The sequence below is a fragment of the Nitrosospira sp. Nsp11 genome, from assembly GCF_900142705.1.
In the GTDB taxonomy this organism is placed as follows: domain Bacteria; phylum Pseudomonadota; class Gammaproteobacteria; order Burkholderiales; family Nitrosomonadaceae; genus Nitrosospira.
This window is the reverse complement of the sequence record NZ_FRBV01000010.1, coordinates 43317-68742: the sequence shown is the minus strand read 5'-3', so window position 1 is coordinate 68742 and position 25426 is coordinate 43317. Positions and strand designations below refer to the sequence as shown.

Genomic DNA, 25426 nt, shown 5'->3' with positions numbered 1-25426 from the left:
ACTACCCATGTAAATCCATAGTTCCCTTGCTCTTACAGGGCAAACAAATCCCATAGCCAGCCAACGCCATCGTCGCTTGTAGCCAGCCAATAATTAAAATAACAGAGCGATCAATGAAAAATCTGTCCCAGTTCGAATTCCGGCGCGTCCATGTGGCCTTGTTACTGGCGTGGGTACTTATACCAACGCACGCAATAGCCCAGGAGAGTGCAGGCAATCCAGAAAAAAACGTTAATCCCGAAAAAGCCGAAAAAAAAGCGGAGTTGCCGGAAATCAAGATTACTACCGGCCGGGTCCGTCCGGGTACGATTGAGGATGTGGCGACGACCGGAAGCAAGACAGACACGCCTTCGCGCGACATTCCCGCGAGCATCACCGTCGTGCCGGCCGCCGTACTGAAAGAGCAGGGTGTAATCGAAATGAACGACGCCATGCGCAACGTCAGCAGTGTTCAGCCCCAGATGGGCGGGGGCTATGGGTTCGCGAACTCTTTCACTTCGCGCGGATTATCACTGAGCTTTTTGCGCGACAATATTCCCGATGGGGGCCACCAAAACAACTATTTCCGCACGATGTACGATGTTGATCGTATTGAAGTATTAAAAGGTCCGGGCTCTGCGCTCTTCGGCGTAGCGGGTCCTGGCGGCAGTATCAATATGATCACCAAACAGCCGCGAAATGATTTCAGCTTGTCCGCCGGTACCATGCTGGGCAGTTTCGGAACACGTAATGGATATGTCGACGTAACCGGCGCTATACCTTATTTGCCGAATGTTGCCGGCCGCCTGATTGCAGATATGGAGCATACCGATGGTTTTCGTGGCCTGGAGCGAAATATTGTCGAAGTTTCTCCCAGTTTCATCTGGCGTTATGCACCGGATAAATCACTCGTGGTTGACTACGATCATCGGGAGATCAAAATCAAGCCGGATAACTACGGCATACTCTTCGACTTCAACTCCAATATAGCGAACGTTTCCCGCGAGACGCGCTATTACAGTCGATTCAACAAGACAGACCATACAATCAATCGTCTGGGTCTTACCCATAACTGGGCAATATCCGAAGCTTTGAGCATGCGTACTGCCTTCGTATACGATGCCCGGACCCTGGAGCTATTGCGAAATGCGGGCGGCAATCAGGGTAACTCAGAGGGGATAAGCACAGGACGCACCGCTTACAGCCAGTTCGATAATGCCGGTTACACCATATTGCAGAACGAGTTTATATGGAAAACAGCCACCGGGCCTGTGAAACACACGTTTCTGGGCGGCTTCGAATACAAGAATACAGACATCAATGCGGCTCGCTCGACCTACGTTTTGCCTGACATGCAAGACATTTTTAATCCGGTAGTGGAAGCGTCACTCAATAGTCCCGGAATTAGGGGGGCGCAGACTTTTGACCGGCGGATCAGCAGTAATCAAACGTCATTTTATGCTCAGGATCAGATCGATCTGACCGATCAGTTCAAGCTTCGCCTTGGGATCCGCAATGATCTGGTGCATTACAGCGATAAAGGCTTGCAAAGAGCATCGCCAACAGCAGAGGTATCACCCACCCTATATCGCGAAATAGCACAAACGAAGTCCCTGACCACCTATTCCACGGGCGGGGTGTATCAGCCTACCAAGAATCTGGCTTTTTACGCAGGTTATAGCACCGGCGCGTTTATCAACCTTTCAACGGAAAGTCAGGCACTGTCCACGGCGCCGGAAACATCGGATCAGATAGAAGTTGGGGCGAAAACAATGCTGCTGGATGGCAAAGCCGACTTCAACGTGGCTTTGTTTCAAACCAGCCGCAACAATTATTTCGTCACTTTGCCGGGTTCCGGCGGTATACCGACTCAGGATGGCAAAGACCGGTCCCGCGGGGTAGAGGTTTCCCTGGGCCTGCGTCCTGTCAACGGGTTGAGCATCATTGGTACCGGGGTGTGGATGGATCCTGAAAATATGGCTGACAACGTGGCCAGCAATTCCGTACTTGGGATTACGAGAAGCGTCCACGGAAGCCGGCCAACCGGCGTTGCCACCCATATGGGTAACCTTTGGACTACCTACCAGATACAGAACGGCCTCGCGCGCGGCTTGATGTTCGGATTCGGTGTCACGTACAAGGGCGATGCTTATGCTGACAGCTTGAATCTTCTGAAGGTGCCATCTTACGTCGTGTTGGATGCGGCGGTATCTTATCGGGTAAAGAGAGTTGATCTCGCCCTCAACATAAAGAACCTGACGGATAAAACCTACTATATCAATCCCACGTTTGCCGGCGCCTTGCCCGGCAATCCCCTCAGCGCGTTCGGTAGCATCCGCTTCAACTTTAATTGAACGCTTTCATGAGCTGAAGTTAAACCATACGGGGTAGTTAAACCTGCGCAAGACCCGAGAATAGCCCGACTGTAACCCGACGGTAAGGCGTCAATAAGCGCAGCGCATTGCGCCGTATGAAGACGCCCGTCGAGTCCATCAATTCCGGGTCAACCAGTATGGGAGTCCAGGTGATACGAAACTATTGCCACCATCATCCCGGTTGGCATGCGTTCAGCACAGATTCCTTCCCCAAAAATTGCTGCGTCGTTACGGTAACGATCTTCCGACGGGAAATTTGATGGAGCTCGTTTAAGGCGCAATGCGCTGCGCTTATTGCGCTTTCCATTTCGCCGCTCCACCTCTATTTTGCCGATTTTCTGACAAAAAACGCTCATTCGCGTCCCCGTTTTCACCCCCTTTCAAGCATTTTCCAAAACCGATATCGACCGTCATCGCGTACGCTCAGGTTTCATTGCAAAATTTTCATAACGGCATCGAACCCAGGTGAAAACCTGAAACATCACAGCAATACAATTGCCGAAAGGCACCTTATCCAAGCTCGTTTTTACCACTAATTCTCCCAAAAAAGCCCCTAAAATACAGGTGTATGCTAACGCCGCAAACCCGCTATAGGTAACGGTTTCCGCAAGTATTTATACCCTTCGCCTGTAAGATTCTACAGCTATTCTAGGTTTGGGTTCCGTTGTTTCATAGCACCGTCATCAACCAAAAGACGGGTGAAAACAATGGGACAGATAATGCTTGCGCAACACGGAAACGGGTCAATGGACCAACGGGCGGTTGCAGGAATGTATCGGCTGAGGCACGAAGTTTTTCATGAGCGCCTGGGCTGGGAGGTTACCGACGATAACGGCATGGAGCATGATGAGTTTGATCGTGCCAATCCGGTGTATGTCCTGGCAAAAGGAGATGAAGATGAGGTGCTGGGTTGCTGGCGCTTGCTTCCGACCATGGGACCCAATATGTTGAAGGATACTTTCCCTCAGCTATTGCATGGCCAGGCGGCGCCTCAGCAAGCGGATGTGTGGGAATTGAGCCGGTTCGCTGTGACGGTGCCGAAGTATGAAAGCGCCGGTTTCGGCTTCAGCGAGATCCCGGTAAAAATGATGCAGACCTTATTTCGTTTTGCCCGGCATAACGGCATCAAGCGCTACGTAACCGTGACTACCGTCGCGGTAGAGAGATTGATACGCAAGCTTGGCGTTAATGTCTCAAGAATAGGGCCGCCCATCAAGATCGGGCGCGTTTTAACCGTGGCATGTTATATCGAGATCGACGCAATCACGGAGTTCTGCCTGTTCGGCACGCTACCGGAGAACGCGCAAAGGAAGGCAGCATGAATATTTTACTTATGGGGGAAAAGCAGGATACCCGCCGAATTCTGCAACTATTACTTGAGAAGTCAAAACACAGGCTCGAGCGAAAGTCCCTGGAAAGCTTCCCCGAGCCGGACCTCGGCGCCTACGATATGGTCCTTGTCGATGGGGCGGTGCAGGACTGCACCCAACAGGTGAATCTCCTGCAATGGATACGGGAAGCGAGACGCCGCTATCCCCATCTACCCGTGGCGGTGATGAATAACGTGGGTTCTGACGTAGCGCCCAAAGTGGCGTCTGACCGATATAAAGCGAGCCGCAAGCCTTTGCATACCTGTGGTGTTTTCGAGTCCGGCAATGGGGTGTTGAATATGCGCTGCCGCCTCCAGGAAATCGCGTTGGGAGAAACCGCCGCCCTGATGCGGGATGAGTGCGAGCGGCCAATGCTGGAGCCGATAACATTTGAATATTCGGGACGGGGATAAAAATATTGACCAGCAAGCGGGCAGAGCCAGAACAATTTTCCGCCTCCGGTTTCCATATCGATTATTCAATCTCTCAACTATTGGCGGCACGAAGGGTACCGAAGAAAGTCGCAAGGTTCCGTTGTTTTTTCAAACTTGATAAAGCTTCATCGTAACGTCATCTATTTCGGGTAACCTGAATGTTCTGATCAGTTCACAAATCAGCTTGAGCAGCGCTGTTCATCATAGGAGACAACCATGTATCCCTTATTACCTGCGTTAGTGAAGCTTTTGTCAACGGAAACAAGGAACACCCAAGCTGGCGTCGGCCCTGCTCGGCAAAGACGTGCTGCATCAGGGCGTAGAAATTTTGGCGCTGATCCGATCATTGCAATGTTTAGCAGCCGCGGCGCTGCTGGCGAAAGCCAGGTTGACCCTCGCGGGCCATCGCTTAATGTCCAGGATGACCTGGTAGGCTCTCCCAGCTTGGGCCGGCGTGGTTATCCCGCTAAATCAAACGTCAAAATCCGGAAAAAACGTTTTGGCTGAGGTTCAAATGCTACGATTGATACAACTTCGTATCAGTGTCAGGAAGGGCCGACCCAATCCAAAAAAAAAAGCTTGTGAACCCTTCGCGAGTTTCTAAACATCATCGGGCTTTCCGGCAGTTGAATTTTGGCATCCTGGATACACGGGATCAGGCGCATGGGTATATATAAAAGGTACCGAATGATTACCGGTGCTAAAGGGACGGGCCTGGGTCCGGCCGCAGCGGCCTTGCAATCGACCGAATCCAGCGGCACACTTGATGCAAGCCCGCTCACCGCACTTCGCGTGTTGATGGAATCCAGTCTACCCGGCGAAATTCTGAGTGAAGGGGAAAGTGAGATTGACTTGATGATTCAGCTAAGCGGCATGGTGCATAGCAGTACGGAAAGTGGCGAGTAATTCCGTTTCTTTTTTTGCCGGTTCGATTGAAGCGAAGGCGGAATTGCCTTCATGCTGGCCAGTTCATCCATCGTAAAAGTTATCTTGCTATGACCCCCTTTAGAGAAAGGGCCACGATTGCCGAAGTTATGGCTGCTGTGATCCGCCGCTCTGGGGCGCCTCGTAAACCCCGGTTCTGCCGGTTCTGCGCAGCATCTTGTTGACCTGATCCGCGTGCATCTCTTCCTCGACGATGAGGCCCCGTGCATAATCCTCCAATAGCACCGATTTGCCCTGGGTCAGCTCCAGCAGTTGGTAATAGGCGCCACAGGCCTCCTTTTCATTAGCCAGGGATTCCCTGAGGATATCGCCGATGTCGTGGTGATGTGTCTCCAGCAGGGGCCCGATCGAAAGTGACGGGTATCCCCCCAGGAGCGTGACAAGTTCGCCGGCCCTATGCGCGTGCAGCAATCCTTCTTCGGCCTGCTCCTTGAGCCATGCGACGACAGGAATGCGGTTGTAGCCATAGACCATCAATGAATAGTGCGTGTAACGCACCACTCCCGCAAGTTCCAGTTCCATGATCCTGTTCAGCAGTGCGATCGCCTTGTCTTTATCGAAGTCCATGAGCTTCTCCTTTTTTGGATTGCAAGAATTGGCAGGGTGGTGGCTACGTCTATCCCATAACAGGCAGCACAGCGGAACGATTTATTGTCGCGGTACCTTCTTCTCGCGGTTTCCTGCCTTGCAGCAGACTTATAGCGCTGTGCAACTTATAGTGCTGTGCAAGGTATCGTGATGTTTCACAGCGCCGAGCCGTGAGCACCTAAATATTCTGCTACACCTTCCGGGCTCGGCTTCATGCCAGGGTCTCCTGTTTTCCATCCGGCAGGGCAAACTTCGCCATGGCTTTCATGGAACTGCAGTGCATCTACCATGCGCAGCATTTCATCCACGTCGCGTCCGAGCGGCAGATCGTTGACGACCTGGTGACGCACGACACCATTTTTATCGATCAGAAAAGAGGCTCGCAGCGCAACGTGATCCGGGTGGCTGATGCCATACGCGTGCATGACATCGCCGCCTACATCGGCTACCAGAGTAATGCCGACCGGACCGATACCACCCTTGTCCACGGTAGTATTACGCCAGGCATAATGGGTGAATTGGGAATCCACGGACACGCCGATCACTTCCACGTTGCGTTTGCGGAATTCTTCTGCCCGATGCGAGTGAGCAATAATCTCCGAAGGGCAGACAAATGTGAAATCGAGCGGATAGAAAAACAGGACCGCATATTTGCCGGCAATTTCCGTATGGAAATTGAAAGTATCATTGAAGGTGCCATTCGGCAGGACAGCGGGCTTGGTGAAGTCGGGTGCGAGATGGGTTACGAGTACGGACATTGATATTTCTCCTTTTTGATTGATGGAATCGAGGCGTCATAGATGTGCACAAATGCGCTTTCGACGTTGCATATATTCGACGTTTTTACGTTGGTCGGTCTTGAATTATAGACCGAAGTCAATAGCGCCATCTGTGCGCCGCACCGCACAGCGCAAAACTTCACCTATATAGAGCGGGTCTATAGCTGTAAATCCATCGGTTTAACAGGCTTCGCGCGGCATTCGGTATTTCCGACGCGATCATCCCCACTGGGCCGCCATGTTGTTTCTGCAACACGTCCGCTGCAGCGCCATGCAGATAGACCGAGAGTAATAGAGAATTTTCCGGACTTAATCCCTGTGCCAGAAAAGCGCCGGCAATGCCGGACAATACGTCCCCCGTACCCGCGCTGCTCAAACCCGGATTTCCAGTGGTATTAATATGCCTTTTGCCGCCAGGTTCAGCGCAAATGCTGCCGGCACCTTTCAACACCGCGCAGCAATTGAAACGGGTCGCAAGATTTGCCACCGCAGTCATGCGGTCATTTTGAACTGCTGATATATCGGTATTCAGCAGGCGTGCAGCTTCGGCAGGGTGAGGTGTAAGAATGGAAGCGGCTTTACGTTCCTTGAGCAGGGTGGCAATTCCGGTATCACTTGCGATGATGTTTAAAGCATCGGCATCCAACACGAGCGGCAAGTCCGATTCCAGCGCGCAACTCAACCAGAAGCTGGCGTCTGGTTCCATACCTAGCCCGGGGCCGACGATCATGCAGTTCAGGTTATCGAGTTTGAATAAATCATGGGGCAGGCGCAGCATCAATTCGGGCTGGGCGGGATCGACCCCGAGAGCATCGCCGGCAATCAGCCCGAGATAGACGCGGCCTGCGCCCAGCTTCAACGCCGAGATTCCGGCCAGAAGTACCGCCCCGACCATTCCGGCTGAGCCGCCGATGATGCCGATGCTGCCGAACATGCCTTTGTGGCTATTCGAGGGGCGGGGTAGCGGCAATAATTGTTGAGCATTGGCCTGATCTATCATCCATGAGCCGGGTTCTTTCAGCGATGACACGTCCAGATCAAGGTCACGTACAAATATTTCCCCGCAATACTCGGGGCCATGTCCGGTCAGAAGACCGGCTTTCAGGCTGATGAACGTCACAGTGATGGCGGCCCTGATGGCGGCGCCATGCACCGTGCCGGTATCGCTGCCCAGGCCGCTCGGAATGTCGAGTGAGAGCACGGGCAGATTCATGCGATTAACCGCCTCGATAAGATCGAGATATTCAGCGGCCAGGTTTCGCCCATCGCGATGATCAAGACCAATCCCGAATAAACCGTCTATTACGACATCCCACGTTTCATTTTCAGGGATTTCGGAGAGTACCTCGCCACTCGCGGCGAGCCAGGCGTTCAGTGCCTGTTTCGCATCGTCTGAAAGATTTTTGCGCTCACCAGTGAACACCAGTGTGACCTTGTACCACCACCCGTGCAAATGGCGGGCCACGACGAAGGCGTCGCCACCATTGTTACCCGGGCCGGCCAACACCAGCGCTCTCGTTTTGCCGGCTGTCAAAAGTTTCTCTCGCGCAATTTCGGCAGCGGCCAAACCGGCTTTTTCCATGAGTTGGGGCCATCCGGGTAAAGCAGCCGCAAGTTGCTCGATCTCCCGGATCTCGGCGGCGAGATAAACGGCGCTGGAATTATTGTGTTTTGATAGGTTCATGATATTGACCGTAAAATGTTTCTACAAACCTGAATCTCATCATTACATGATGTTTCAGGAAATTGATTCTTGTGTATCAGCTTGCGTAATTAATTACAAGCTGCGCAATATTTTCTTAGGGACAACCTTATGGCGACAAGCAGTCCTTAAAAGAGTAAGCGCCCCTTTTTAAAGCCTCCCCGGCTACGGGCAGCCTGCCTTCTCGTGTAAAATGAAGCTCTCAATTTATCGTTCAGGTTATCGAATGCTTCGACTTCGCGGCGGTAGCGCACTTTCCCCGTTTCGCCTGGAAAAATTGGCGGCCGTCCTTAAAGTTATCGCTCCGCAAGTTTCCCATATTTATGCAGAATTTTGGTACTTTTGCGCAGTCACGCGCGATCTGCGCGAGAACGAAACTGCGGTCCTTGGGAGGCTGCTCAAGTGCTCTCCGGCAGAGATATCACCGATAGAAGCTGAGGCACCACAAACCCAATTGCTTCAAGGCAATTTTCTGCTGGTGGTGCCGCGCCCCGGCACCATATCGCCTTGGTCGACCAAGGCGACCGATATTGTTCGCCATTGCGGACTGGATGCGGTGGACAGATTGGAGCGGGGTGTCGTCTTTCATTTCCGTACGGCAGATCAGGCGCAGGGCGAGCTTTCCGCTCATGCAAAAGGCGCGCTGGTCGCGCTGATACACGACCGTATGACCGAGGCAGTGTTCGACTCGCTCGATGCGGCAGAAAGTTTATTCAGGCATTTCGAGCCAACGCCACTCCAGTCAGTGGACGTGCTGGGAGGCGGACGAGAAGCCTTGGAAAAGACCAACGACGAAATGGGGCTCGCGCTTTCACCCGATGAAATCGGCTATTTCGCAGCCTATTTCACGCGCATCGGACGCAATCCCACCGATGTGGAATTGATGATGTTCGCCCAGGCTAATTCGGAGCACTGCCGCCACAAGATCTTCAATGCTGATTGGGTGATAGACGGCAAACCCGAAACGGGATCGTTATTCTCGATGATTCGCCATACCCACCAGCAGCATCCGCAAGGCACAGTGGTAGCGTATGCCGATAATTCCTCCGTAATACAGGGAGCGAAAATCGCGCGCTTTTACCCCGGCAAGGATAATGTATATGGTTATGCTGATGAGCAGACACACATATTGATGAAAGTGGAAACGCATAATCATCCCACCGCTATTTCGCCTTTTTCAGGTGCCGCCACGGGCGTGGGCGGGGAGATCCGCGATGAAGGGGCCACCGGCCGCGGCGCCAAACCAAGAGCCGGGCTCAGTGGTTTTTCAGTTTCCAATTTGAATATCCCGGGATTTATTCACCCTTGGGAAGCGTACGCGCAAACGGGAACGGATCATTCTTACGGCAGGCCGGCACGTATCGCATCTGCTCTGCAAATCATGCTTGAAGGCCCAATTGGGAGCGCGGCGTTTAATAACGAGTTCGGGCGGCCCAATCTGGCGGGATACTTCCGTACATTCGAGGAATCCATCGCCGGCGAGATGCGTGGTTACCATAAACCCATCATGTTGGCGGGAGGCATCGGCCACATTGTCGAGCGGCATTCTTTCAAGGAAAAATTTTCAGCCGGCGCGCTGCTTATTCAATTGGGCGGACCTGGAATGCTGATCGGCCTCGGCGGTAGCGCGGCCTCCAGCATGGATACGGGGACAAATACCGAGAGCCTTGATTTCGATTCAGTGCAGCGCGGCAATGCGGAAATGGAACGGCGTGCGCAAGAAGTCATCGACAATTGCTGGCAACTGGAAAGACGGGGCGAGCCTAATCCGATTCTTTCAATTCACGACGTTGGCGCGGGCGGTTTATCGAATGCGTTGCCCGAACTGCTGCACGATTCCGGACGGGGCGGCTATTTCAACCTGCGTGATATTCCCTCGGAAGAGCCGGGCATGTCGCCAATGCAGATTTGGAGTAACGAGGCACAGGAACGTTATGTGCTTGCGATCAGGCCCGAATCGCTGGAGTCGTTCAGGGCGATTTGCGCGCGGGAGCGATGCCCATTCGCAGTAGTAGGTACTGCGACCGGGCAAGAGCAGCTTATCGTGACTGATCCGGCTTTCGGCAATCGGCCAGTAGATATGGATCTCTCCATACTACTGGGCAAACCGCCAAAAATGACCCGGGAAGCGACGCATATCAAAAAAACGCTGGTGTCATTTGATGTGGCGGGACTGAATCTCCGGGAATCCGCATATCGGGTGCTTCGGCTGCCGGCGGTAGCGGATAAGACTTTTCTCATCAGCATTGGCGACCGCAGCGTGGGCGGAATGACGGCGCGTGACCAGATGGTGGGGCCGTGGCAGGTTCCGGTAGCGGATGTGGCGGTGACGTTGATGGATTACCGCGCCTATCTCGGAGAAGCATTCGCCGTGGGCGAGCGTACGCCGGTGGCGCTTATTGACCCCGCCGCTTCAGCCCGTATGGCGGTAGGCGAAGCCGTCACCAATATGGCAGCGGCGCTGATTGAACATATCGGAGAGATCAAGCTTTCGGCCAACTGGATGGCCGCGGCGGGGCATCCTGGCGAAGATGCAGCTTTGTTCGACGCGGTACGGGCGGTAGGGATGGAATTGTGTCCCCGGTTGGGAATCAGCATCCCGGTGGGCAAAGACTCAATGTCGATGAAGACGTTGTGGGAAGCTGAAGCCGGCCCTGGGGATGCGAAAGTAAAAAAAGAGGTGGTTGCGCCCCTGTCGTTGATCGTTTCCGCATTTTCGAGAGTAGCGGATACGCGTAAAACGCTCACGCCGCAATTGCGCACGGATTGCGGCGAGACCGAGCTTATCCTGGTCGATCTCGGTGCGGGCAGAAACCGCCTGGGGGGGTCGGCCCTGGCCCAGGTTTATAAGCAGGTGGGCAATGATGCGCCGGACATGACGGGGCTGGAGGGGGCGGATCAACTCAAGAGTTTCTTTGCCGCCATACAACGCCTGAATCGTGAAAACAGGATAATCGCCTATCACGACCGCTCGGATGGAGGGCTGTTTGTCACATTATGCGAGATGGCTTTTGCCGGACGCGTTGGCATAACCATCAATTTGGATCAGTTATGTTTCGATGCGGCGGCAAACGACATCGACGGCAGCGAATTGAAACCGGAAGTGCTGGGTGGAAGGTTCCTGGAGCGCATCATATCAACGCTGTTCAATGAGGAATTGGGCGCCGTGATCCAGATAGAGGCTACGCAGCGCCAGCATGTACTCGATATTTTATCGGCAGAAGGTTTACGCGACCTGAGCTTTATTATCGGCAGCGTCGATGGCGGGGATGAAATCCGGTTTTTGCGCAACAACAAGCCGATATTCTCAGAGAAGCGCGTGGACTTGCATCGCGCCTGGTCGGAGACGACTTATCAGATGCAAAAGCTACGCGATAACCCCGAGTGCGCTCAACAGGAGTACGATCGTATACTCGATGTCCGTGACCCCGGACTGCACGCGCAACTGAGCTTCGATGTGGACAGTGATATTGCGGCGCCTTATGCTCTCGGCGCCAGACCTCGAATTGCGATTTTGCGCGAGCAGGGTGTGAATGGTCACGTCGAAATGGCCGCAGCGTTTGATCGTGCCGGATTTGATGCGACCGACGTACACATGAGCGATATCGTTGCGGGGCGTGTTTCGCTGAGTGGTTACAAGGGCTTCGCCGCTTGCGGCGGCTTTTCGTATGGTGACGTGCTCGGGGCAGGGGAAGGGTGGGCCAGCTCAATCCTGTTTAACGCGTGTGCCCGCGATGAGTTTGAGGCTTTCTTTTTGCGAGATGACACCTTTGCACTAGGTGTATGTAATGGCTGCCAAATGATGAGCAACCTGCATGAAATCATTCCCGGGACTGAGCATTGGCCAAGGTTCGTGCGAAATAAATCCGAGCAATTCGAGGCGCGACTCGTCATGGTGGAGGTCCAGCAAAGTCCTTCGCTGTTTTTCGACGGCATGGCGGGGAGCCGGGTGCCTGTTGCCGTTGCGCACGGTGAAGGTTATGCTGAATTTACCGATAAGAACGAAATCTCGTTAATCTCGCCGCTGGTTACGTTGCGTTTCGTGGATAATCGCGGTACACCCACAGAGATTTATCCGCTTAATCCCAGCGGCTCTTCTCAAGGTATTACCGGCGTGACGACAGCAGACGGACGGTTCAGCATACTCATGCCTCACCCGGAGCGCGGGTTTCGCGCTGTCCAGCATTCATGGCATCCCGGTTGGCGTGAGGATGCGCCATGGATGCGAATGTTCAGGAATGCGCGTAAATGGGTGGGCTGAGGCATCTGCATCCCGGTGCTTGTTAAGGCTGGCCACCGGTGTTTGCCGGATCATATAATCTGGATATGAAAAGGAGAGTTCGATGAAGGAGTATCCGGTTTGAAAATCTTTCGGAGCGCGTTCCTTGCTCCCTTTTTTGCCTATGTCAGTCTTGCATTGGTTGCCTCCGGCCTCTCCGTCAATATCGCGTCCGCGCAGACGAAAGCCCCTGCGAAGGACAACCCGGACTGCGTGCCGGCCGGGAACTGGGTCGTGCCTGGCAATGGGAAAATATCCGGCACTGAAGTCATCAATCGCGCTGCCAAGCGTTCGGTAGTGCTGCTGGGTGAGATGCACGACAACCCCGAGCACCACCGCTGGCAATTGCAGACGCTGGCCGCGCTGCACGCGTTGCGGCCGGACATGGTTATCGGTTTTGAAATGTTTCCGAGACGCGTACAGAAGGCCCTGGACCAATGGGTAGCCGGCGAGCTTACCGAATCGCAGTTTCTTGCTGCCTCCGACTGGAATGCCGTCTGGAGCACGGATGCGAATCTCTACCTGCCGTTGTTCCGTTTTGCGCGCATGAATCGGATACCGATGCTGGCTCTCAATATCGATACGCGTTTGAGAAAATCGGTTGCGGCACAAGGTTTGGCTGGCGTGCCGGAGAATGAACGCGAAGGCGTAATGGCCCCCGCTGCTGCGAGCACGGCTTATCTTGACTATCTGTTGCCGATTTACGGTGAGCACGAGCGCGGCGGTAAGAAGAACGGCGAGGCCAGCCGTGATAATCCGAATTTCCGGCGTTTTGTCGAGAGCCAGCAGCTCTGGGACCGGGCCATGGCTCAAGCGTTAAATTCAGCGGTGGGCCGCGCAGAGCGTCCTCTTGTCATTGGAATCATGGGTTCGGGGCATATCAAATACGGTTATGGCGTTCCCCACCAGCTGAAAGACCTGGGGGTGACCGACGTTGGCGCGCTACTCCCCTGGAATAGCGGTATCGCGTGCGGACAAATTACCGCGGGGCTGGCCGATGCAGTATTTGGTGTTGCCTTGCCATCGGTGGCATCGCATGAACGTCCACGGCAGCGCCTTGGCATCCGTTTTGAAATGGCACAGGATGGCGGCGCGCGAGTACTGCAGGTAGAGAAGGGAAGCATTGCCGAGGCGGCGGGTATACGTGACAGTGACGTGATCAGGGAAGCCGCCGGGGTGCCGGTCACGCAAATGGATGATATCGTCGAAATAGTCAAACGACAGGCCCCGGGAACGTGGCTGCCGCTTAAATTGAAGCGCGGCGGGGATACAATCGAGATTATTGCCAAGTTTCCGGCGATGCTGAAGGGAGGCGAATGACAAGGCTGATGACAGGGCGGCATATTTTCAATATCCATGGAAGCAACGTCTCGATCGTCTCTTTTCTGTTTTTGATTTTGTCGGCACTTGTTTCAAACAGCGCATCCGCCACATCCCCCGAGGCGGCCGACGCCGTTGAGGTCACCTATGAAATTGAGGTTCAAATAGATCCGGTGGCACACAGTATCGAGGGCCGCAGCGTCATCGTGGCGAACTCGTCGGAAGAACTGACTCTCGTGCTGGGCCGTCGTTTTGGCGTGTTGAGTGCGCAGGTCAATGGCACATCGCTGGGGCCGGCTGCAAGCATGGGGAAAGTCCGGGCCTGGCGGGTTTTCAACGACAAGGGTCTGCCGCGCCGTATCGAAGTCTACTGGCGCGGCCAATTAACGCCGCTCGATACTTCGCTCGATCATGCGCAAACGCTGGGACGGGACGAGCCGACAAGTGGCGAGGCCGGAACCTTCCTGCCTGATTCAAGCGGCTGGTATCCGTACATTGCGGGAAAGCTCGCCAGTTATCGCGTGAGCATCAAACTTCCGGCGGGGCAACGGGCGATTGTTCCAGGCCGTCTGGTGGAAGAATCCGAATCGACTGACGGATATCGGGCACGTTTTGAATTCCTGGCACCGACGGGCGGTATCGACCTCATGGCCGGCCCCTATAGCATCGAAACGCATACGATGCGCGGCGCCGGCGGCAAGCCAATCCAGTTGCGAACCTACTTCCACCCGCAGATCGCGGATCTCGCAAGCGGCTATCTCGATTCGGTGAAGGGCTATATCGATCTCTACGAATCCTGGATCGGCGAGTATCCATTTACCGAATTCAGTGTCGTTTCCAGCCCTACGCCGACAGGCTTCGGCATGCCGACGCTCACCTATCTGGGAACGGAGGTGCTTCGGCTTCCATTCATTCGTTACACGTCGCTGGGCCACGAGGTACTGCATAACTGGTGGGGAAACGGGGTATACACCGATTACGCACACGGCAACTGGTCAGAAGGATTGACCACCTTTATGGCGGATTATGCATATAAGGAGCGTGAAAATCCCGAAGCTGCGCTGGACATGCGACGCGGGTGGCTGCGGGACTTCGCCGCGCTATCGTCCGGGCAAGATGCACCGCTCAGCACATTCACCTCGCGTACGCATGGGGCGACCCAGATAGTTGGCTACAACAAATCGGCAATGGTCTTCCTCATGCTGCGCGATATGCTGGGGCGCGAAACTTTCGATCGTGCTCTTCAGGCATTCTGGCAGGAGCAACGCTTCCGCATTGCATCATGGATGGATTTGCAGCGCGCATTCGAGGCATCTTCAGGGAAGGACCTGGGTGGTTTCTTCGACCAGTGGCTCACTCGTGGAGGTGCGCCGGTCATACGCATTGCAGAGGCGAAACGCGCAAAGCCAGACCCGGTCGCTTCCGCAAATCATCGTGTTACGGTGACGCTTGAGCAAGCGGAGCCTGCATACCGATTACGCGTACCTGTCGCGGTGCGTACCGCCGAAGGCGAAGAATTTCACACGCTTGACCTTGAGAAAGCGCGCCAGGTATTCACGCTTGACGTTGGGGCCCGACCGCTGCAGGTAACGCTCGATCCGGATTTACGGTTGTTCCGGCGCTTGATGCCCGATGAGGCGCCCCCGATCCTGCGGCAGGTGATGGTGGACCGGACAGCCGCTACCGTTCTGCTTCCCGAAAGCGGGGATGCGCAAAGTACCGCCGGAACGCTGGCGGAAAAACTTCAACAGCGCACCCCAAACCTGGTTCCGGGAAAGGAGGCGCCACCGGCTGTGCCGGTGCTGGTAATCGGTCTCGAAGAGCAAGTGGATACCTGGCTCGCAAGACATCGATTGCCTGCACGGCCTGACATCGTGCGCGGCAAAGGTTCGGCGCAAGCCTGGACGGTGAGCCGTCCCGATGGCGTGACACTCGCAGTAATATCGGCGCGGGATACCGAATCTCTCGCTGCGCTAACGCGGCCGCTACCGCACTATGGCCGCCAGAGCTATGTAATATTCAATGGTTCGAAGGTGATCGGACGCGGCGCATGGCCAACACGTGCGCCGATGGTAAAGCTCGACTAATAGCCACTAGCGGCACGCTATACGTTGTTTCCGGCTGTGCTGTCTGCTGCGCAGCGACCGGGAAACCTGCGCCGCAATTGTGAATTTAGCGATTCGCATCATTTTCCCGCCTTCGCTCCCGCTCCTTTCTAATGCGAAGTCAATTGAAACTGTAATAGAGCTGAGAAAGAAAACGGCCATCGCGAGGATGCGACTGGCCATAGAGGCAAGGATTTATCTGTGAACATGGATGTTTCAGTGAAACTTGACTATTATTTCTTCATACACTTACTCTTTATGGAGAGGATATGAACGCTGATTATAAAGGATACAGTATTGTTGTCGGGGCGGATCACGACGATACCACGGGTCTCTGGAACGGCCGTTACAGGATTCTCGATGACAAAGGAATCGTTGTTTATGAAAGCTTTGTCGAGCCGTTGCCCGATCAGGATCAGGCGGGTGAAGCTGCTAACGTAGCAGCCCGCGAATGGATCGATAGGCAATAGCTAAAGCGGCCCGAATTGTTCGCGCTCTGACAAGTTCTACAAGATGCGGTGTTATCTGCGATAACAAAAAAACCCGCCGAAGCGGGTTTGTTCGCTCGTCGATTCAGGAATGTGATGATCTACGCCTGCGTACGGCCCCGATAGCAAAAAGGCCGAGCCCAACCAGGGCAAGAGTCGCTGGTTCCGGGATCTCGCCAGTTTGGCCAAATGCAGCGTCATACGTTGTGTAATGGCTTAGCTTACCAATATTGCCTTTGATGCTACCCCCTCCGGAAAGGAAATTCACCTGCTCGTTGGACCATACCAGTTTTGTCATCTCCCCGGTGTTTTGAAAGAAATAAGTATTCGCGATATCTTTGTCGTTACCGGTGCCAAATTTCAAAAGAAAATAACCTGGCCCAGTCGGGCCGACATCCAGGTACCATTGACCTGAATCTGTACCGTTCTCAACAGCGGTGAACGACTTGTCCTTGAGGTCTTGTACCAGATTGGTATTACCGGCAAAAAATTCCATTTTGGCGTGCTCAGTCGCATCTCCGGAGTCTTTAAGACGAGCCTCTCCTATTTTGATGTCAAGTATGTAAGGTATGAAAGCCGCTTGTGCAGACGGTATCCAGATGGCTGTGCCAACCAGTGTGGCGAGTATCGTGGAAAAGAATTTATTTTTTTTGTTCATTTTATCTTCCTTATTTTTCAATTGTGGTGTTTGACTAATGCCTCGAAACATCCGCGGAAATGTTTCCGATGAGACGTCGTAGCCATTTTTAGTTTTGCCGTAAAACTCTCCCATCAAACGCTGTCAGCGAATACACCCCCATGGCCGGTAAAGGCACCGTGCGGAGTAGGTTGGCCTCACGCGGAAGCCATCACAGTTTGCTTGACGGACTTTCCGAGCTTGGCCCCATTAATTCGGTGGCTATTATTCGCGTAAAAACAGGAAGATGAAATAGCACGACTAGTCGGGAGTAATAGCTCGTCAGTGATATGAGAACTATGCTTGGGAGCTATAAAACAAGAACAGATAGGAGTTTGAGAAAGGTTTGGTGTAAACCGATGGCCCAAGCGAGGCCGGCAGCCAGATAAACGGTTGCCAGTCTGGGATGGTGAATGGTCCCTCCGCCCTAAACCTGTAAGCGGAACTGCGTGGTGGAGGCTCAATACTTAATGTCGAATGAGCTTTAGCGGTTTAAGGTGAAAACAGACTGAAGGGGAAGCGCCGAATTAGCTTCAGGCATATGTGGGACCGGGCCAGTCTTGGAAATGGCCTGCACCCGATTGTAAACATCCAGCTTTTTGAAGATGTGCCGCAAATGATTTTTAACCGTATAAATGCTGATGGCCAGAATGGATGCGATCTCGGCGTTCGTTTTACCCGTCCTTACCCAATCGAGTATTTCGACTTCACGCGTGCTCAATCCGTAATTTTCGCTGTTTTGGGACGCATCTGCCGAGGATGGTGCAGCGCTATTCTGACGAACCAGGGGTCGGACCCGGCGCAATGCAGTGTCAAGATAAGGCAGCAGGTTCTCCATTGCGCTCAGCGGGGAATCATTGAGGTTGCCGGCTGAACTGAATATTACATAGAGGCAATCCTGGCCTCCGCGTTCGTCGCTGATACCGTGCACGAGCAGAGACCGCATGTCGTGCAATGCTTCGCGAAAAGCGCATAGCGGCCCCCGGTCGCCAAATTGAAAGCCGCATGCACCAAGGCTTAATCTATAGGGCGCCTTGCCCAATTCGACCCAGCAGCTATACAGCCCTCGTTGCAAGGCCCGAAGATTTTCCGAATGTAAATGCTCGGTTCTGACTCCGGGCAATACAGAAACAAGATCGTGTCGGAGGTGGTTCGCGCCAGCATCATTCCAGACCGCGAGCATGATTTCGTGGGGAAGATAATGCTGTACCTCTCCCTGCAGCCACTTCAAAAGGTCGGAATGGCTCTGCACAGCTATTCCTTCGCGGATAACTCGGAAGTACCGTTCAAGATGTTCGTCGGAGAGCGAGGACGGAAAAGAGAACGAGGAAGGAATAACCATTTGCGATAGATCTGCCTAAGTAGGTAATTGAATGAAATGTCGAGATGATGGGCCCTTTTTTGTTAAGCAAAAATCATTCCAGAAAAAAAACCTTGTTGGATCAATAGGCAAGCAAATAAATTCGCACTGACTTCATATACTGTAAGAAATACCGACTAGCGCAGGAGTTCGCGCTTGCCATTGCTTCTCCTTGTGCAGGTGCGGTACAGGTCGGTATGGCTGGACCTGGGCTATTAAGGCGCAAACCTCCATTTGGATAGGTGTGGCGATCGGGCGCAAGAGTCACTACCTGAAGATGGAGATAAAGACTCAGGCGCAGCATTTTACAGCAGGTCATTCCTCTCGGCTTCGAGGTAAATTTACCATCGGCTTTAGCGGCCCTGTATTGCAGCCGTTATTGGCAATGCAGCTCAAAATATGAGTAGCGGGGCATGCTCATGTTTCAATCCGTACAACATCTGCGATGCAAGAAAAAGATGACAAGAATTGCGAAAGCCTAATTTGACGAGGTGGGGGACGATTTCATGAGAATTGGTTTTTTTACCAAGCTGTTCACCTTCATCCTGATGCTGCTTCTTTTCGCAATTGGAATAATGGTTTTCCAGGCGTTGGGTATCCGCGACGACGTCGCCGCCAGCGAGGATCACCGCTATCGCTCTCTGCTGCTTGCTGGAGAGTTTTTTCAAAGCTCTGAAGACCTCACGCGTATGGCCCGCACCTACGCAACCACAGGAAATCCGATTTATAAGCATTATTTTTTTGATATTCTCGACATCCGGGAAGGTATCAAGCCGCGCCTGCAAAATTATCCCAACACATACTGGCATCTTGCAGGTGCGGGAAAAAGTTCTGCCGCTGAGCTGAGCAGGCCTGTTTCCTTATTCGAGATGATGCGTAAAGAAGGTCTCGACAAGGAGGAAACCGCCCTGCTTTGGGAAGCCAAAATAAATTCCGATAAATTAACCATGCTGGAGAAACAGGCAATCGCCGTGGTGGACGAGATACAAGAGAGGGGTAGCAAGAATAAACTTACAAACCATCGGCTACCTGAACGGCAACTTTCCATTGACCTTTTGTTCGGAGAACGCTACGTCGCTGAAAAAGCCGCCGTCATGGCGCCAATTCAGCAATTTACCGATTTGCTTGATACAAGAACGCAAGCGGAAGTAAAGGATGGACTCGCTCGCCTGCATCGCCACATTCTGTTAGTAATGGCGCTCATCGTTATCGCGATGCTTGCCGTCGCCGCCACGATTTTCTACGCCCGCCGCGCCCTACTGCTTCCATTGGCCCAGCTCCGTAGCGAGGTAATGAATATCGCACAAGGCGATTACGCTGCCCGCTGCCATATTGAAACGCATAATGAATTGGCCGAGCTCGGCAGTGCATTCAACTCCATGGCTTTGGCAATCGAGCAGGACATTGGCAAGCGCGAGAAAGCCGAGGAATCCATGCGGCAGGCTATCGCGATATTTGAGAACAGCGGCGAGGCAATGATAGTGACCGATGCCAAAAATGTCGTCGTCGCCGTAAACCCGGCCTTTACCAGGGTGACGGGCTATACGTTTGATGAAATCTCGGGACAGAATCCCGACATTCTGAATGCCGGCCTTCAAGGAGAGTCTTCTCTTTTAGCAATGAAAACCTCCTTGGAGACTAACGGCCATTGGGAGGGAGAAATGGCAGGCCGGCGCAAGAACAAGGAAGTCTACATCGAGTGGCGTACGATGAATGCCATCTACAATGATGATGGTTCCGTACATCGGTGGGTAACCTTGTTCTCGGACATTACCGCGAAGAAGAAATCGGAAGAACTGATCTGGCAGCAAGCCAATTTCGATCCCCTGACGAGTCTGCCCAACCGCCATATGTTCCATAACCAGCTGGAGCAGGAAATCAGGAAAGCGGATCGCTTTGGATCATCGATAGCTTTGATTCTTCTGGATCTGGACAATTTCAAAGCAGTCAATGACGCCTACGGACATAACGTTGGCGATCTTTTGCTCAAAGAAGCGGCGTGGCGCCTGAGCAGTTGCGTTCGCGGCGTTGATCCGGTGGCGCGACTTGGCGGGGACGAATTCACCGTGATCCTTGGGTCGCTAAAAAGCCTCATCAGTATCAACCGCGTCATCCGGGACATCCTGCACAGGATGTCCGAACCCTTCAAGTTAGGGGATGAGATAGCTTATGTGTCCGCCAGTATAGGCGTAACTTTTTACCCGCATGACGGCGCCGACGCCGAATCCATGGTGAGGAATGCCGACCAAGCCATGTATGCCGCCAAGAATAAGGGCCGGAACTGCTTTAGCTACTTTACCCATACACTGCAGGAAGCTGCACAGATCCGCATGCGCCTGGCCGGAGACTTGCGTAGCGCTTTGGCTGGCAACCAGCTTCAACTACACTATCAGCCTATCGTGGAACTCGAAACCGGGCGAGTTCATAAGGCGGAAGCGTTGTTGCGCTGGCACCATCCTAGGCTTGGCCTCGTAAGTCCCGTCGATTTTATTTCCATCGCGGAAGAAACCGGAATGATCATCGATATCGGCGATTGGGTATTTCGGATGGCAGCGCAGCAAGCCAAGGTTTGGCGTGCATCGCACTCTGCTTCGTTTCAGATCAGCATCAATACTTCTCCCGTACAGTTTCGCAAGAATGTCGATCTCCACAAGCCATGGCTCGATTTTTTACAGGAACTGGAGTTGCCTGGGCAAAGTATTGCCATCGAGATTACTGAAGGTTTGCTGATGGACGTCAGCCCCGACGTTACCTCAAAGCTGCGTAGCTTCAGGGAGGCGGGTATCGAGGTTTCCATGGATGATTTTGGAACCGGTTATTCCTCCCTGAGCTACCTCAAGAAATTCGACATCGATCACCTGAAGATAGACCAATCCTTCGTGCAAAGCCTGGCTCCGGATTCCGATGATCTCGCATTATGCGAGGCCATCATCGTGATGGCACATAAGCTGGGGATAAAAGTGATCGCTGAAGGGATAGAGACATCAGAGCAACGTTACCTTCTGGCCTTCGCCGGGTGCGATTATGGTCAGGGCAATTTGTTCTCCGAACCGCTGGCGGCGGACAGATTCGGGAAATTCATGGATGAAGCCCACAGTGACGCAAATCTATCGGCGTAGATCATAAAGCCGTACATCAAAAATTCGACCTCCCCTATCGTCAATACGGACGCGACTGATCCATCGTGAAATCCCTCGCTAATACAATTTCTGTATTAGCCGGAGCGAGCCCTATACTCCTCTGATGCTCACCCCTGGTTCTGGCCGGTTTCAAGCGCGGGTTGTATTCGTGCATTCGTGCGGAAACGAACGGAATAACTCAGGGGCGAGCGTACGCTTTCGATACAGCAATCTCGCTGAATTATTGTGAGGCATATCATGAAATCTATTTCCTTCTTGAAAGATACTGCTACATTCGTTGTGCTCGCCGGCATGATGCTGGGGCTCGCCGGCGTTGTTTCTGCTCAAGTTGGCGGGGCTGGCGGAGGTGGTGTAGGCGGCGCAGGTATCGGAGGCGGTGCAGGTATCGGAGGCGGCGCAGGTGACGCAGGCAGCGTAGGTGTCCCGGGTGCGGCTAACGAAGGTACCATCGGTACCCCAGGCGGCGTGGGTGACGCAGGCAGCGCAGGTGGCATGGTTAGCCCGAAGGCGGTTGATTCGATGACTGGACAACACGGTCCCATGGGAGGACGCCCCCCCTACGCATCGGGCAGCGCCGTTTCGGGGGAGGCGCCGCCAAGTCCCGCGACCTCCCCGACAAGTGGGTCGGAGCGGCAAGGTTACGGCTTTACCGGAGTAGCGCCGGGCGGAGGATCAACTGCTCCGGGAGCCACTTCAGGAACGGGGGAATAGTAAGTTCCTCATGAGCTGAAAAGCGTCGAAGATGAGTCACGATATGGCGCGGAGCCGGAGAAATAACGGCGCCTTCCAGTCGCGGTTATCTTCATCGGAGTGGTATCAAGGGGCTAACCGGACGGGCTATAATTACGCGGCGCCTGGTTTATCCTCTCCTCTACGATCCTGGTTGGGGGGTGCGATGCGTCGACTGTGAGGTTATCCAGCAACCTGCCGGGCTTAAAAGGAAATCGCTGTAAAAGCGCAAAATGTCGAGGCTGTTCATATTTCGCCGCTTTTTCGACCAATAGAATAACTATTGGCCTTCAAAATCTGCAAAATCCGCCTTCACCCAGTCACTTTTTCGCTGCGATTCTTTAAGCTCGACACGCTGCCAGCGGGGGCGGAACAATCGATGGGTGCGCAATCATCACAACGGATTGTAGTGCATTTCGATACGGCTCATCCATGTCTGTATATCGTTGACTCGTTATATGATGACCGGGAAATATGGCTAGTCGCCGCACTCCGGATGATGGGTTCGAGTCGAGCACCCGGCGCTGCTGGCTGCGGACACTCATAGCCGGCGCCGCAATGATCGCACTGGATGCGACAGGAGCAACCAGGCGGCGTAATGGATTCACTGTTCTCACATTTGGGGATTCCATCCTGGACTGCGCCCGATACAATGAATATGGCGTACATCCAGGGCAGCTGATCCTGCGTAATGACGATCATCTGTTTCCCGAGTTCCGCGGTAATGACCTTTTGTCGTTCGCGTTTGCACAGCTCGACCATCGGGCGCGTGACGGCAGCGGGGTGGAGGATCTTCCGCGGCAAGCGCTAGGACTCCAGGTTGCCGGGCCGGGGGTGGCGTTGGTGACGATCGGCGGCAACGATCTTCTTGCGGGACTTGCCGCAGACCGGGGAAATGGCATACTGCGCTTCGAGCGGCGTCTGGATATGTTTCTGCACGCGCTCCCAATGCGGCCAGTTCTGCTCGGCACGGTCTACGATCCGACGTTCGGTGACGATTCGCGCAACTTTCTAGGTGTCGATGCGGGCATTGCACGTGCGAATTTTAATCGGGTAAACGCGATCATTGCCAAGCTCGCCGTGCGCTATGGGCAACTCATCGATTTGCACCGGCATTTTCTAGGCGGCGATCCCTCATGGTTTACGTATACGATCGAGCCGAGCCTGCGGGGGGCCTCGGAAATCCGTGCCGCATTCCTGCCAGCGGTATTGACGGCCCAAAAATGCCTGATGTAGGGGCGTGGCCGCGATTCATGAACGGTTGATCTCTGCACCAGTCTCATGCTCTATGTCTCGATAACTACTCGATCCACTTCCTGCCCGCTAAACAATCGCTCGTATTACACCGGCGTCCACCGATCCCGAAGCCATCCAGGCATGTTTAGATGGAAGAGTCGATGGAAAGAATCGTTTTTCACCTGATCCCTAATTTATCGAAGCCATCGCCAAGCCAACCGCCGGTTTCCGATTTCCCGGCGTAAGGGCGGTTTTTTTGTTAAAATACGCTTTAATTTCTTAATTTAGTGGAGTATTTAATGGCTGTCGAAAGAACTTTGTCTATCATCAAACCTGATGCGGTTGCTAAAAACGTGATCGGCGAAATCTACTCCCGCTTTGAAAGCAAGGGATTGAAAATAATCGCGGCGCGCATGCTGCACCTGTCGCAGACTGATGCGGAAGGTTTTTACGCAGTGCATCGCAGCCGCCCATTTTTTAACGATCTGGTGAAGTTCATGGTTTCCGGGCCGGTAATGGTGCAGGTGCTTGAGGGCGAAGGCGCAATCGGCAAAAACCGGGAACTGATGGGCGCGACGGATCCGAAAAAGGCCGAGAATGGTACTATCCGCGCAGATTTCGCCGATAGTATCGACGCCAATGCCGTGCATGGCTCCGACGCGCCGGAAACTGCAGCAACTGAAATTTCCTATTTTTTTCCGCAACTCAACATTTATTCTCGCTAGGAAAACCACAGCTCCGCCATGAGCGTTAATCTTCTCGATTTCGATGCGAAAGGGCTCTCCGGCTTCTTTACGGAAATTGGTGAGAAGCCGTTTCGTGCCAAGCAGTTGCTGCGTTGGATACACCGATGTGGCCGGGTGGATTTTGATGGCATGAGCGACTTGGCGAAAGAATTGCGCGATAAGCTTGCTGCAACCGCCGTGATCGAATCTCCGCAGGTCATCAGCGATCATACCGCAGCCGACGGTACCCGAAAATGGCTGCTGTCGGTGGGTGCAGGTAATGGAATCGAGACGGTTTACATACCTGAAACCAACCGTGGGACGTTATGCATTTCCAGTCAGGTTGGCTGCGCGCTGGCGTGTACTTTTTGCTCTACCGGCAGGCAGGGATTCAACCGGAATTTGACGGTAGCGGAAATCATCGGTCAGTTATGGTGGGCAAATAAAGCGCTGGCGGAAGAGTTCGGCGGCGAGCAGGTCCGCGATCGGGCTGTCACGAATGTGGTAATGATGGGCATGGGCGAGCCCTTGGCTAATTTGGAAAATGTCGTGACCGCACTCAGCCTGATGCTGGACGATAACGCCTATGGACTTTCGCGGCGACGCGTGACAGTAAGTACATCAGGCTTGATACCGGCCATGGACCGTTTGCGGGAGCGTTGCCCGGTAGCGCTGGCGGTATCCTTGCATGCGCCCAACGACATGCTGCGCGACCAGTTGGTTCCAATCAACAAGAAGTACCCCATCAAGGAATTGCTGGCGGCGTGCGAGCGCTACCTTCAATCCGCGCCGAGAGATTTCGTCACTTTTGAATACGTCATGCTGGATGGGATTAACGATAGTGTGGCTCATGCACGTGAATTGGTTCAGTTGGTACGGCATACGCCCTGCAAGTTCAACCTGATTCCGTTCAATCCGTTTCCGAATTCCGGTTACAAGCGCTCATTGCCGGAAGCGGTATCCTCATTTCGGGATGTGCTGATGCAGGCCGGGCTGGTGGCCACGGTACGCAAGACACGCGGCGACGATATTGCCGCTGCATGTGGTCAGCTGGCGGGGAAAGTCCATGATAAAACCCGACGGACAAGCCGGGGATCGATGGAAGTGGCAAGATGACGCAGACTTCGTGACGCAAACTTCGACGGATTTCTACAGTCAGTATTCACATGCAGTGATAGAGCTGATTTCCGAATAAG

The 25426-nt window shown here is 53.7% G+C and carries 19 protein-coding genes; 14 read left to right on the top strand and 5 right to left on the bottom strand.

The features are described 5' to 3' along the window. Positions 1-113: 113 nt before the first annotated feature. The 5 genes from BUA28_RS11255 to BUA28_RS11230 all read left to right on the top strand — a co-directional run bounded on the left by BUA28_RS11255 (position 114) and on the right by BUA28_RS11230 (position 5064). On the top strand, positions 114-2333 hold the full coding sequence (locus BUA28_RS11255) for a TonB-dependent receptor (RefSeq protein WP_072768218.1): 2220 nt from the start codon (positions 114-116) through the stop codon (positions 2331-2333). 767 nt (positions 2334-3100) lie between these two features. Continuing rightward, a complete protein-coding gene (locus BUA28_RS11245) occupies positions 3101-3676 on the top strand; it encodes an acyl-homoserine-lactone synthase (RefSeq protein ID WP_256598306.1) in 576 nt (191 codons plus the stop codon). Beyond that, on the top strand, positions 3673-4137 hold the full coding sequence (locus BUA28_RS11240; protein ID WP_072768216.1) for a hypothetical protein: 465 nt from the start codon (positions 3673-3675) through the stop codon (positions 4135-4137). Before BUA28_RS11245 ends, BUA28_RS11240 begins: the two co-directional genes overlap by 4 nt. Positions 4138-4374: 237 nt before the next feature. Beyond that, the gene (locus BUA28_RS11235; protein ID WP_072768215.1) at positions 4375-4665 is read left to right on the top strand and encodes a hypothetical protein; all 291 of its coding nucleotides are present in this window, start codon (positions 4375-4377) and stop codon (positions 4663-4665) included. Between the two features lie 180 nt (positions 4666-4845). Further along, positions 4846-5064 (top strand): hypothetical protein, encoded by a 219-nt coding sequence (locus tag BUA28_RS11230; protein ID WP_143148503.1) that lies wholly within the window; start codon positions 4846-4848, stop codon positions 5062-5064. Between the two features lie 126 nt (positions 5065-5190). On the opposite strand, the gene BUA28_RS11225 is transcribed toward BUA28_RS11230, so the two are convergent. From BUA28_RS11225 to BUA28_RS11215, 3 genes are all read right to left on the bottom strand, one after another. Beyond that, a complete protein-coding gene (locus tag BUA28_RS11225) occupies positions 5191-5670 on the bottom strand; it encodes a ferritin-like domain-containing protein (protein ID WP_072768213.1) in 480 nt (159 codons plus the stop codon). Positions 5671-5846: 176 nt separating this feature from the next. Next, positions 5847-6449, bottom strand: coding sequence for a peroxiredoxin (locus BUA28_RS11220; protein WP_072768212.1), 603 nt, complete (start codon positions 6447-6449; stop codon positions 5847-5849). 160 nt (positions 6450-6609) lie between these two features. Continuing rightward, positions 6610-8154: a bifunctional ADP-dependent NAD(P)H-hydrate dehydratase/NAD(P)H-hydrate epimerase gene (locus BUA28_RS11215; RefSeq protein ID WP_072768211.1), complete on the bottom strand. Its 1545-nt coding sequence runs from the start codon at positions 8152-8154 to the stop codon at positions 6610-6612. Positions 8155-8398: 244 nt separating this feature from the next. Here BUA28_RS11215 and purL point away from each other — a divergent pair, with 244 nt between their 5' ends. From purL to BUA28_RS11195, 4 genes are all read left to right on the top strand, one after another. Beyond that, on the top strand, positions 8399-12433 hold the full coding sequence (purL, locus tag BUA28_RS11210; protein ID WP_072768210.1) for a phosphoribosylformylglycinamidine synthase: 4035 nt from the start codon (positions 8399-8401) through the stop codon (positions 12431-12433). A gap of 99 nt (positions 12434-12532) precedes the next feature. Further along, complete coding sequence (locus BUA28_RS11205; RefSeq protein WP_256598305.1) at positions 12533-13771, top strand: ChaN family lipoprotein; 1239 nt, start codon at positions 12533-12535, stop codon at positions 13769-13771. Further along, the gene (locus BUA28_RS11200) at positions 13768-15858 is read left to right on the top strand and encodes a M1 family metallopeptidase (protein WP_256598304.1); all 2091 of its coding nucleotides are present in this window, start codon (positions 13768-13770) and stop codon (positions 15856-15858) included. Before BUA28_RS11205 ends, BUA28_RS11200 begins: the two co-directional genes overlap by 4 nt. 287 nt (positions 15859-16145) lie before the next feature. Then, a complete protein-coding gene (locus BUA28_RS11195; RefSeq protein WP_072768209.1) occupies positions 16146-16346 on the top strand; it encodes a hypothetical protein in 201 nt (66 codons plus the stop codon). A 103-nt stretch (positions 16347-16449) separates the two neighbouring features. Here BUA28_RS11195 and BUA28_RS11190 read toward each other — a convergent pair whose 3' ends face one another. Beyond that, positions 16450-17136: a PEP-CTERM sorting domain-containing protein gene (locus tag BUA28_RS11190; RefSeq protein ID WP_083569978.1), complete on the bottom strand. Its 687-nt coding sequence runs from the start codon at positions 17134-17136 to the stop codon at positions 16450-16452. Between the two features lie 388 nt (positions 17137-17524). After that, entirely contained in the window at positions 17525-18382 is an 858-nt protein-coding gene (gene epsA, locus BUA28_RS11185) for an XrtB/PEP-CTERM-associated transcriptional regulator EpsA (protein WP_072768207.1), read from the bottom strand. 524 nt (positions 18383-18906) lie between these two features. On the opposite strand from epsA, the gene BUA28_RS11180 reads away from it, so the two are divergent. The 5 genes from BUA28_RS11180 to rlmN all read left to right on the top strand — a co-directional run bounded on the left by BUA28_RS11180 (position 18907) and on the right by rlmN (position 25346). Beyond that, entirely contained in the window at positions 18907-21519 is a 2613-nt protein-coding gene (locus BUA28_RS11180; protein WP_072768206.1) for a bifunctional diguanylate cyclase/phosphodiesterase, read from the top strand. Positions 21520-21777: 258 nt separating this feature from the next. Then, on the top strand, positions 21778-22251 hold the full coding sequence (locus BUA28_RS15595; RefSeq protein WP_072768205.1) for a hypothetical protein: 474 nt from the start codon (positions 21778-21780) through the stop codon (positions 22249-22251). Between the two features lie 492 nt (positions 22252-22743). Then, complete coding sequence (locus BUA28_RS11170) at positions 22744-23505, top strand: SGNH/GDSL hydrolase family protein (protein WP_072768204.1); 762 nt, start codon at positions 22744-22746, stop codon at positions 23503-23505. Positions 23506-23804: 299 nt separating this feature from the next. Further along, the gene (ndk, locus tag BUA28_RS11165) at positions 23805-24230 is read left to right on the top strand and encodes a nucleoside-diphosphate kinase (protein WP_072768203.1); all 426 of its coding nucleotides are present in this window, start codon (positions 23805-23807) and stop codon (positions 24228-24230) included. A gap of 18 nt (positions 24231-24248) precedes the next feature. After that, positions 24249-25346, top strand: coding sequence for a dual-specificity RNA methyltransferase RlmN (gene rlmN / locus BUA28_RS11160; protein ID WP_072768202.1), 1098 nt, complete (start codon positions 24249-24251; stop codon positions 25344-25346). Positions 25347-25426: the final 80 nt, after the last annotated feature.

Bases quoted from the DNA above. Each gene is read 5' to 3' on its own strand.
- BUA28_RS11190 (WP_083569978.1), bottom strand. From the start codon at position 17,136: ATGGGAGAGTTTTACGGCAAAACTAAAAATGGCTACGACGTCTCATCG.
- BUA28_RS11235 (WP_072768215.1), top strand. From the start codon at position 4,375: ATGTATCCCTTATTACCTGCGTTAGTGAAGCTTTTGTCAACGGAAACA.
- BUA28_RS11240 (WP_072768216.1), top strand. From the start codon at position 3,673: ATGAATATTTTACTTATGGGGGAAAAGCAGGATACCCGCCGAATTCTG.
- BUA28_RS11225 (WP_072768213.1), bottom strand. From the start codon at position 5,670: ATGGACTTCGATAAAGACAAGGCGATCGCACTGCTGAACAGGATCATG.
- BUA28_RS11170 (WP_072768204.1), top strand. From the start codon at position 22,744: ATGGCTAGTCGCCGCACTCCGGATGATGGGTTCGAGTCGAGCACCCGG.
- epsA (WP_072768207.1), bottom strand. From the start codon at position 18,382: ATGGTTATTCCTTCCTCGTTCTCTTTTCCGTCCTCGCTCTCCGACGAA.
- BUA28_RS11195 (WP_072768209.1), top strand. From the start codon at position 16,146: ATGAACGCTGATTATAAAGGATACAGTATTGTTGTCGGGGCGGATCAC.
- BUA28_RS11220 (WP_072768212.1), bottom strand. From the start codon at position 6,449: ATGTCCGTACTCGTAACCCATCTCGCACCCGACTTCACCAAGCCCGCT.
- BUA28_RS11200 (WP_256598304.1), top strand. From the start codon at position 13,768: ATGACAAGGCTGATGACAGGGCGGCATATTTTCAATATCCATGGAAGC.
- BUA28_RS11180 (WP_072768206.1), top strand. From the start codon at position 18,907: ATGAGAATTGGTTTTTTTACCAAGCTGTTCACCTTCATCCTGATGCTG.
- rlmN (WP_072768202.1), top strand. From the start codon at position 24,249: ATGAGCGTTAATCTTCTCGATTTCGATGCGAAAGGGCTCTCCGGCTTC.
- ndk (WP_072768203.1), top strand. From the start codon at position 23,805: ATGGCTGTCGAAAGAACTTTGTCTATCATCAAACCTGATGCGGTTGCT.
- BUA28_RS11245 (WP_256598306.1), top strand. From the start codon at position 3,101: ATGGACCAACGGGCGGTTGCAGGAATGTATCGGCTGAGGCACGAAGTT.
- BUA28_RS11230 (WP_143148503.1), top strand. From the start codon at position 4,846: ATGATTACCGGTGCTAAAGGGACGGGCCTGGGTCCGGCCGCAGCGGCC.
- purL (WP_072768210.1), top strand. From the start codon at position 8,399: ATGCTTCGACTTCGCGGCGGTAGCGCACTTTCCCCGTTTCGCCTGGAA.
- BUA28_RS11215 (WP_072768211.1), bottom strand. From the start codon at position 8,154: ATGAACCTATCAAAACACAATAATTCCAGCGCCGTTTATCTCGCCGCC.
- BUA28_RS15595 (WP_072768205.1), top strand. From the start codon at position 21,778: ATGAAATCTATTTCCTTCTTGAAAGATACTGCTACATTCGTTGTGCTC.
- BUA28_RS11255 (WP_072768218.1), top strand. From the start codon at position 114: ATGAAAAATCTGTCCCAGTTCGAATTCCGGCGCGTCCATGTGGCCTTG.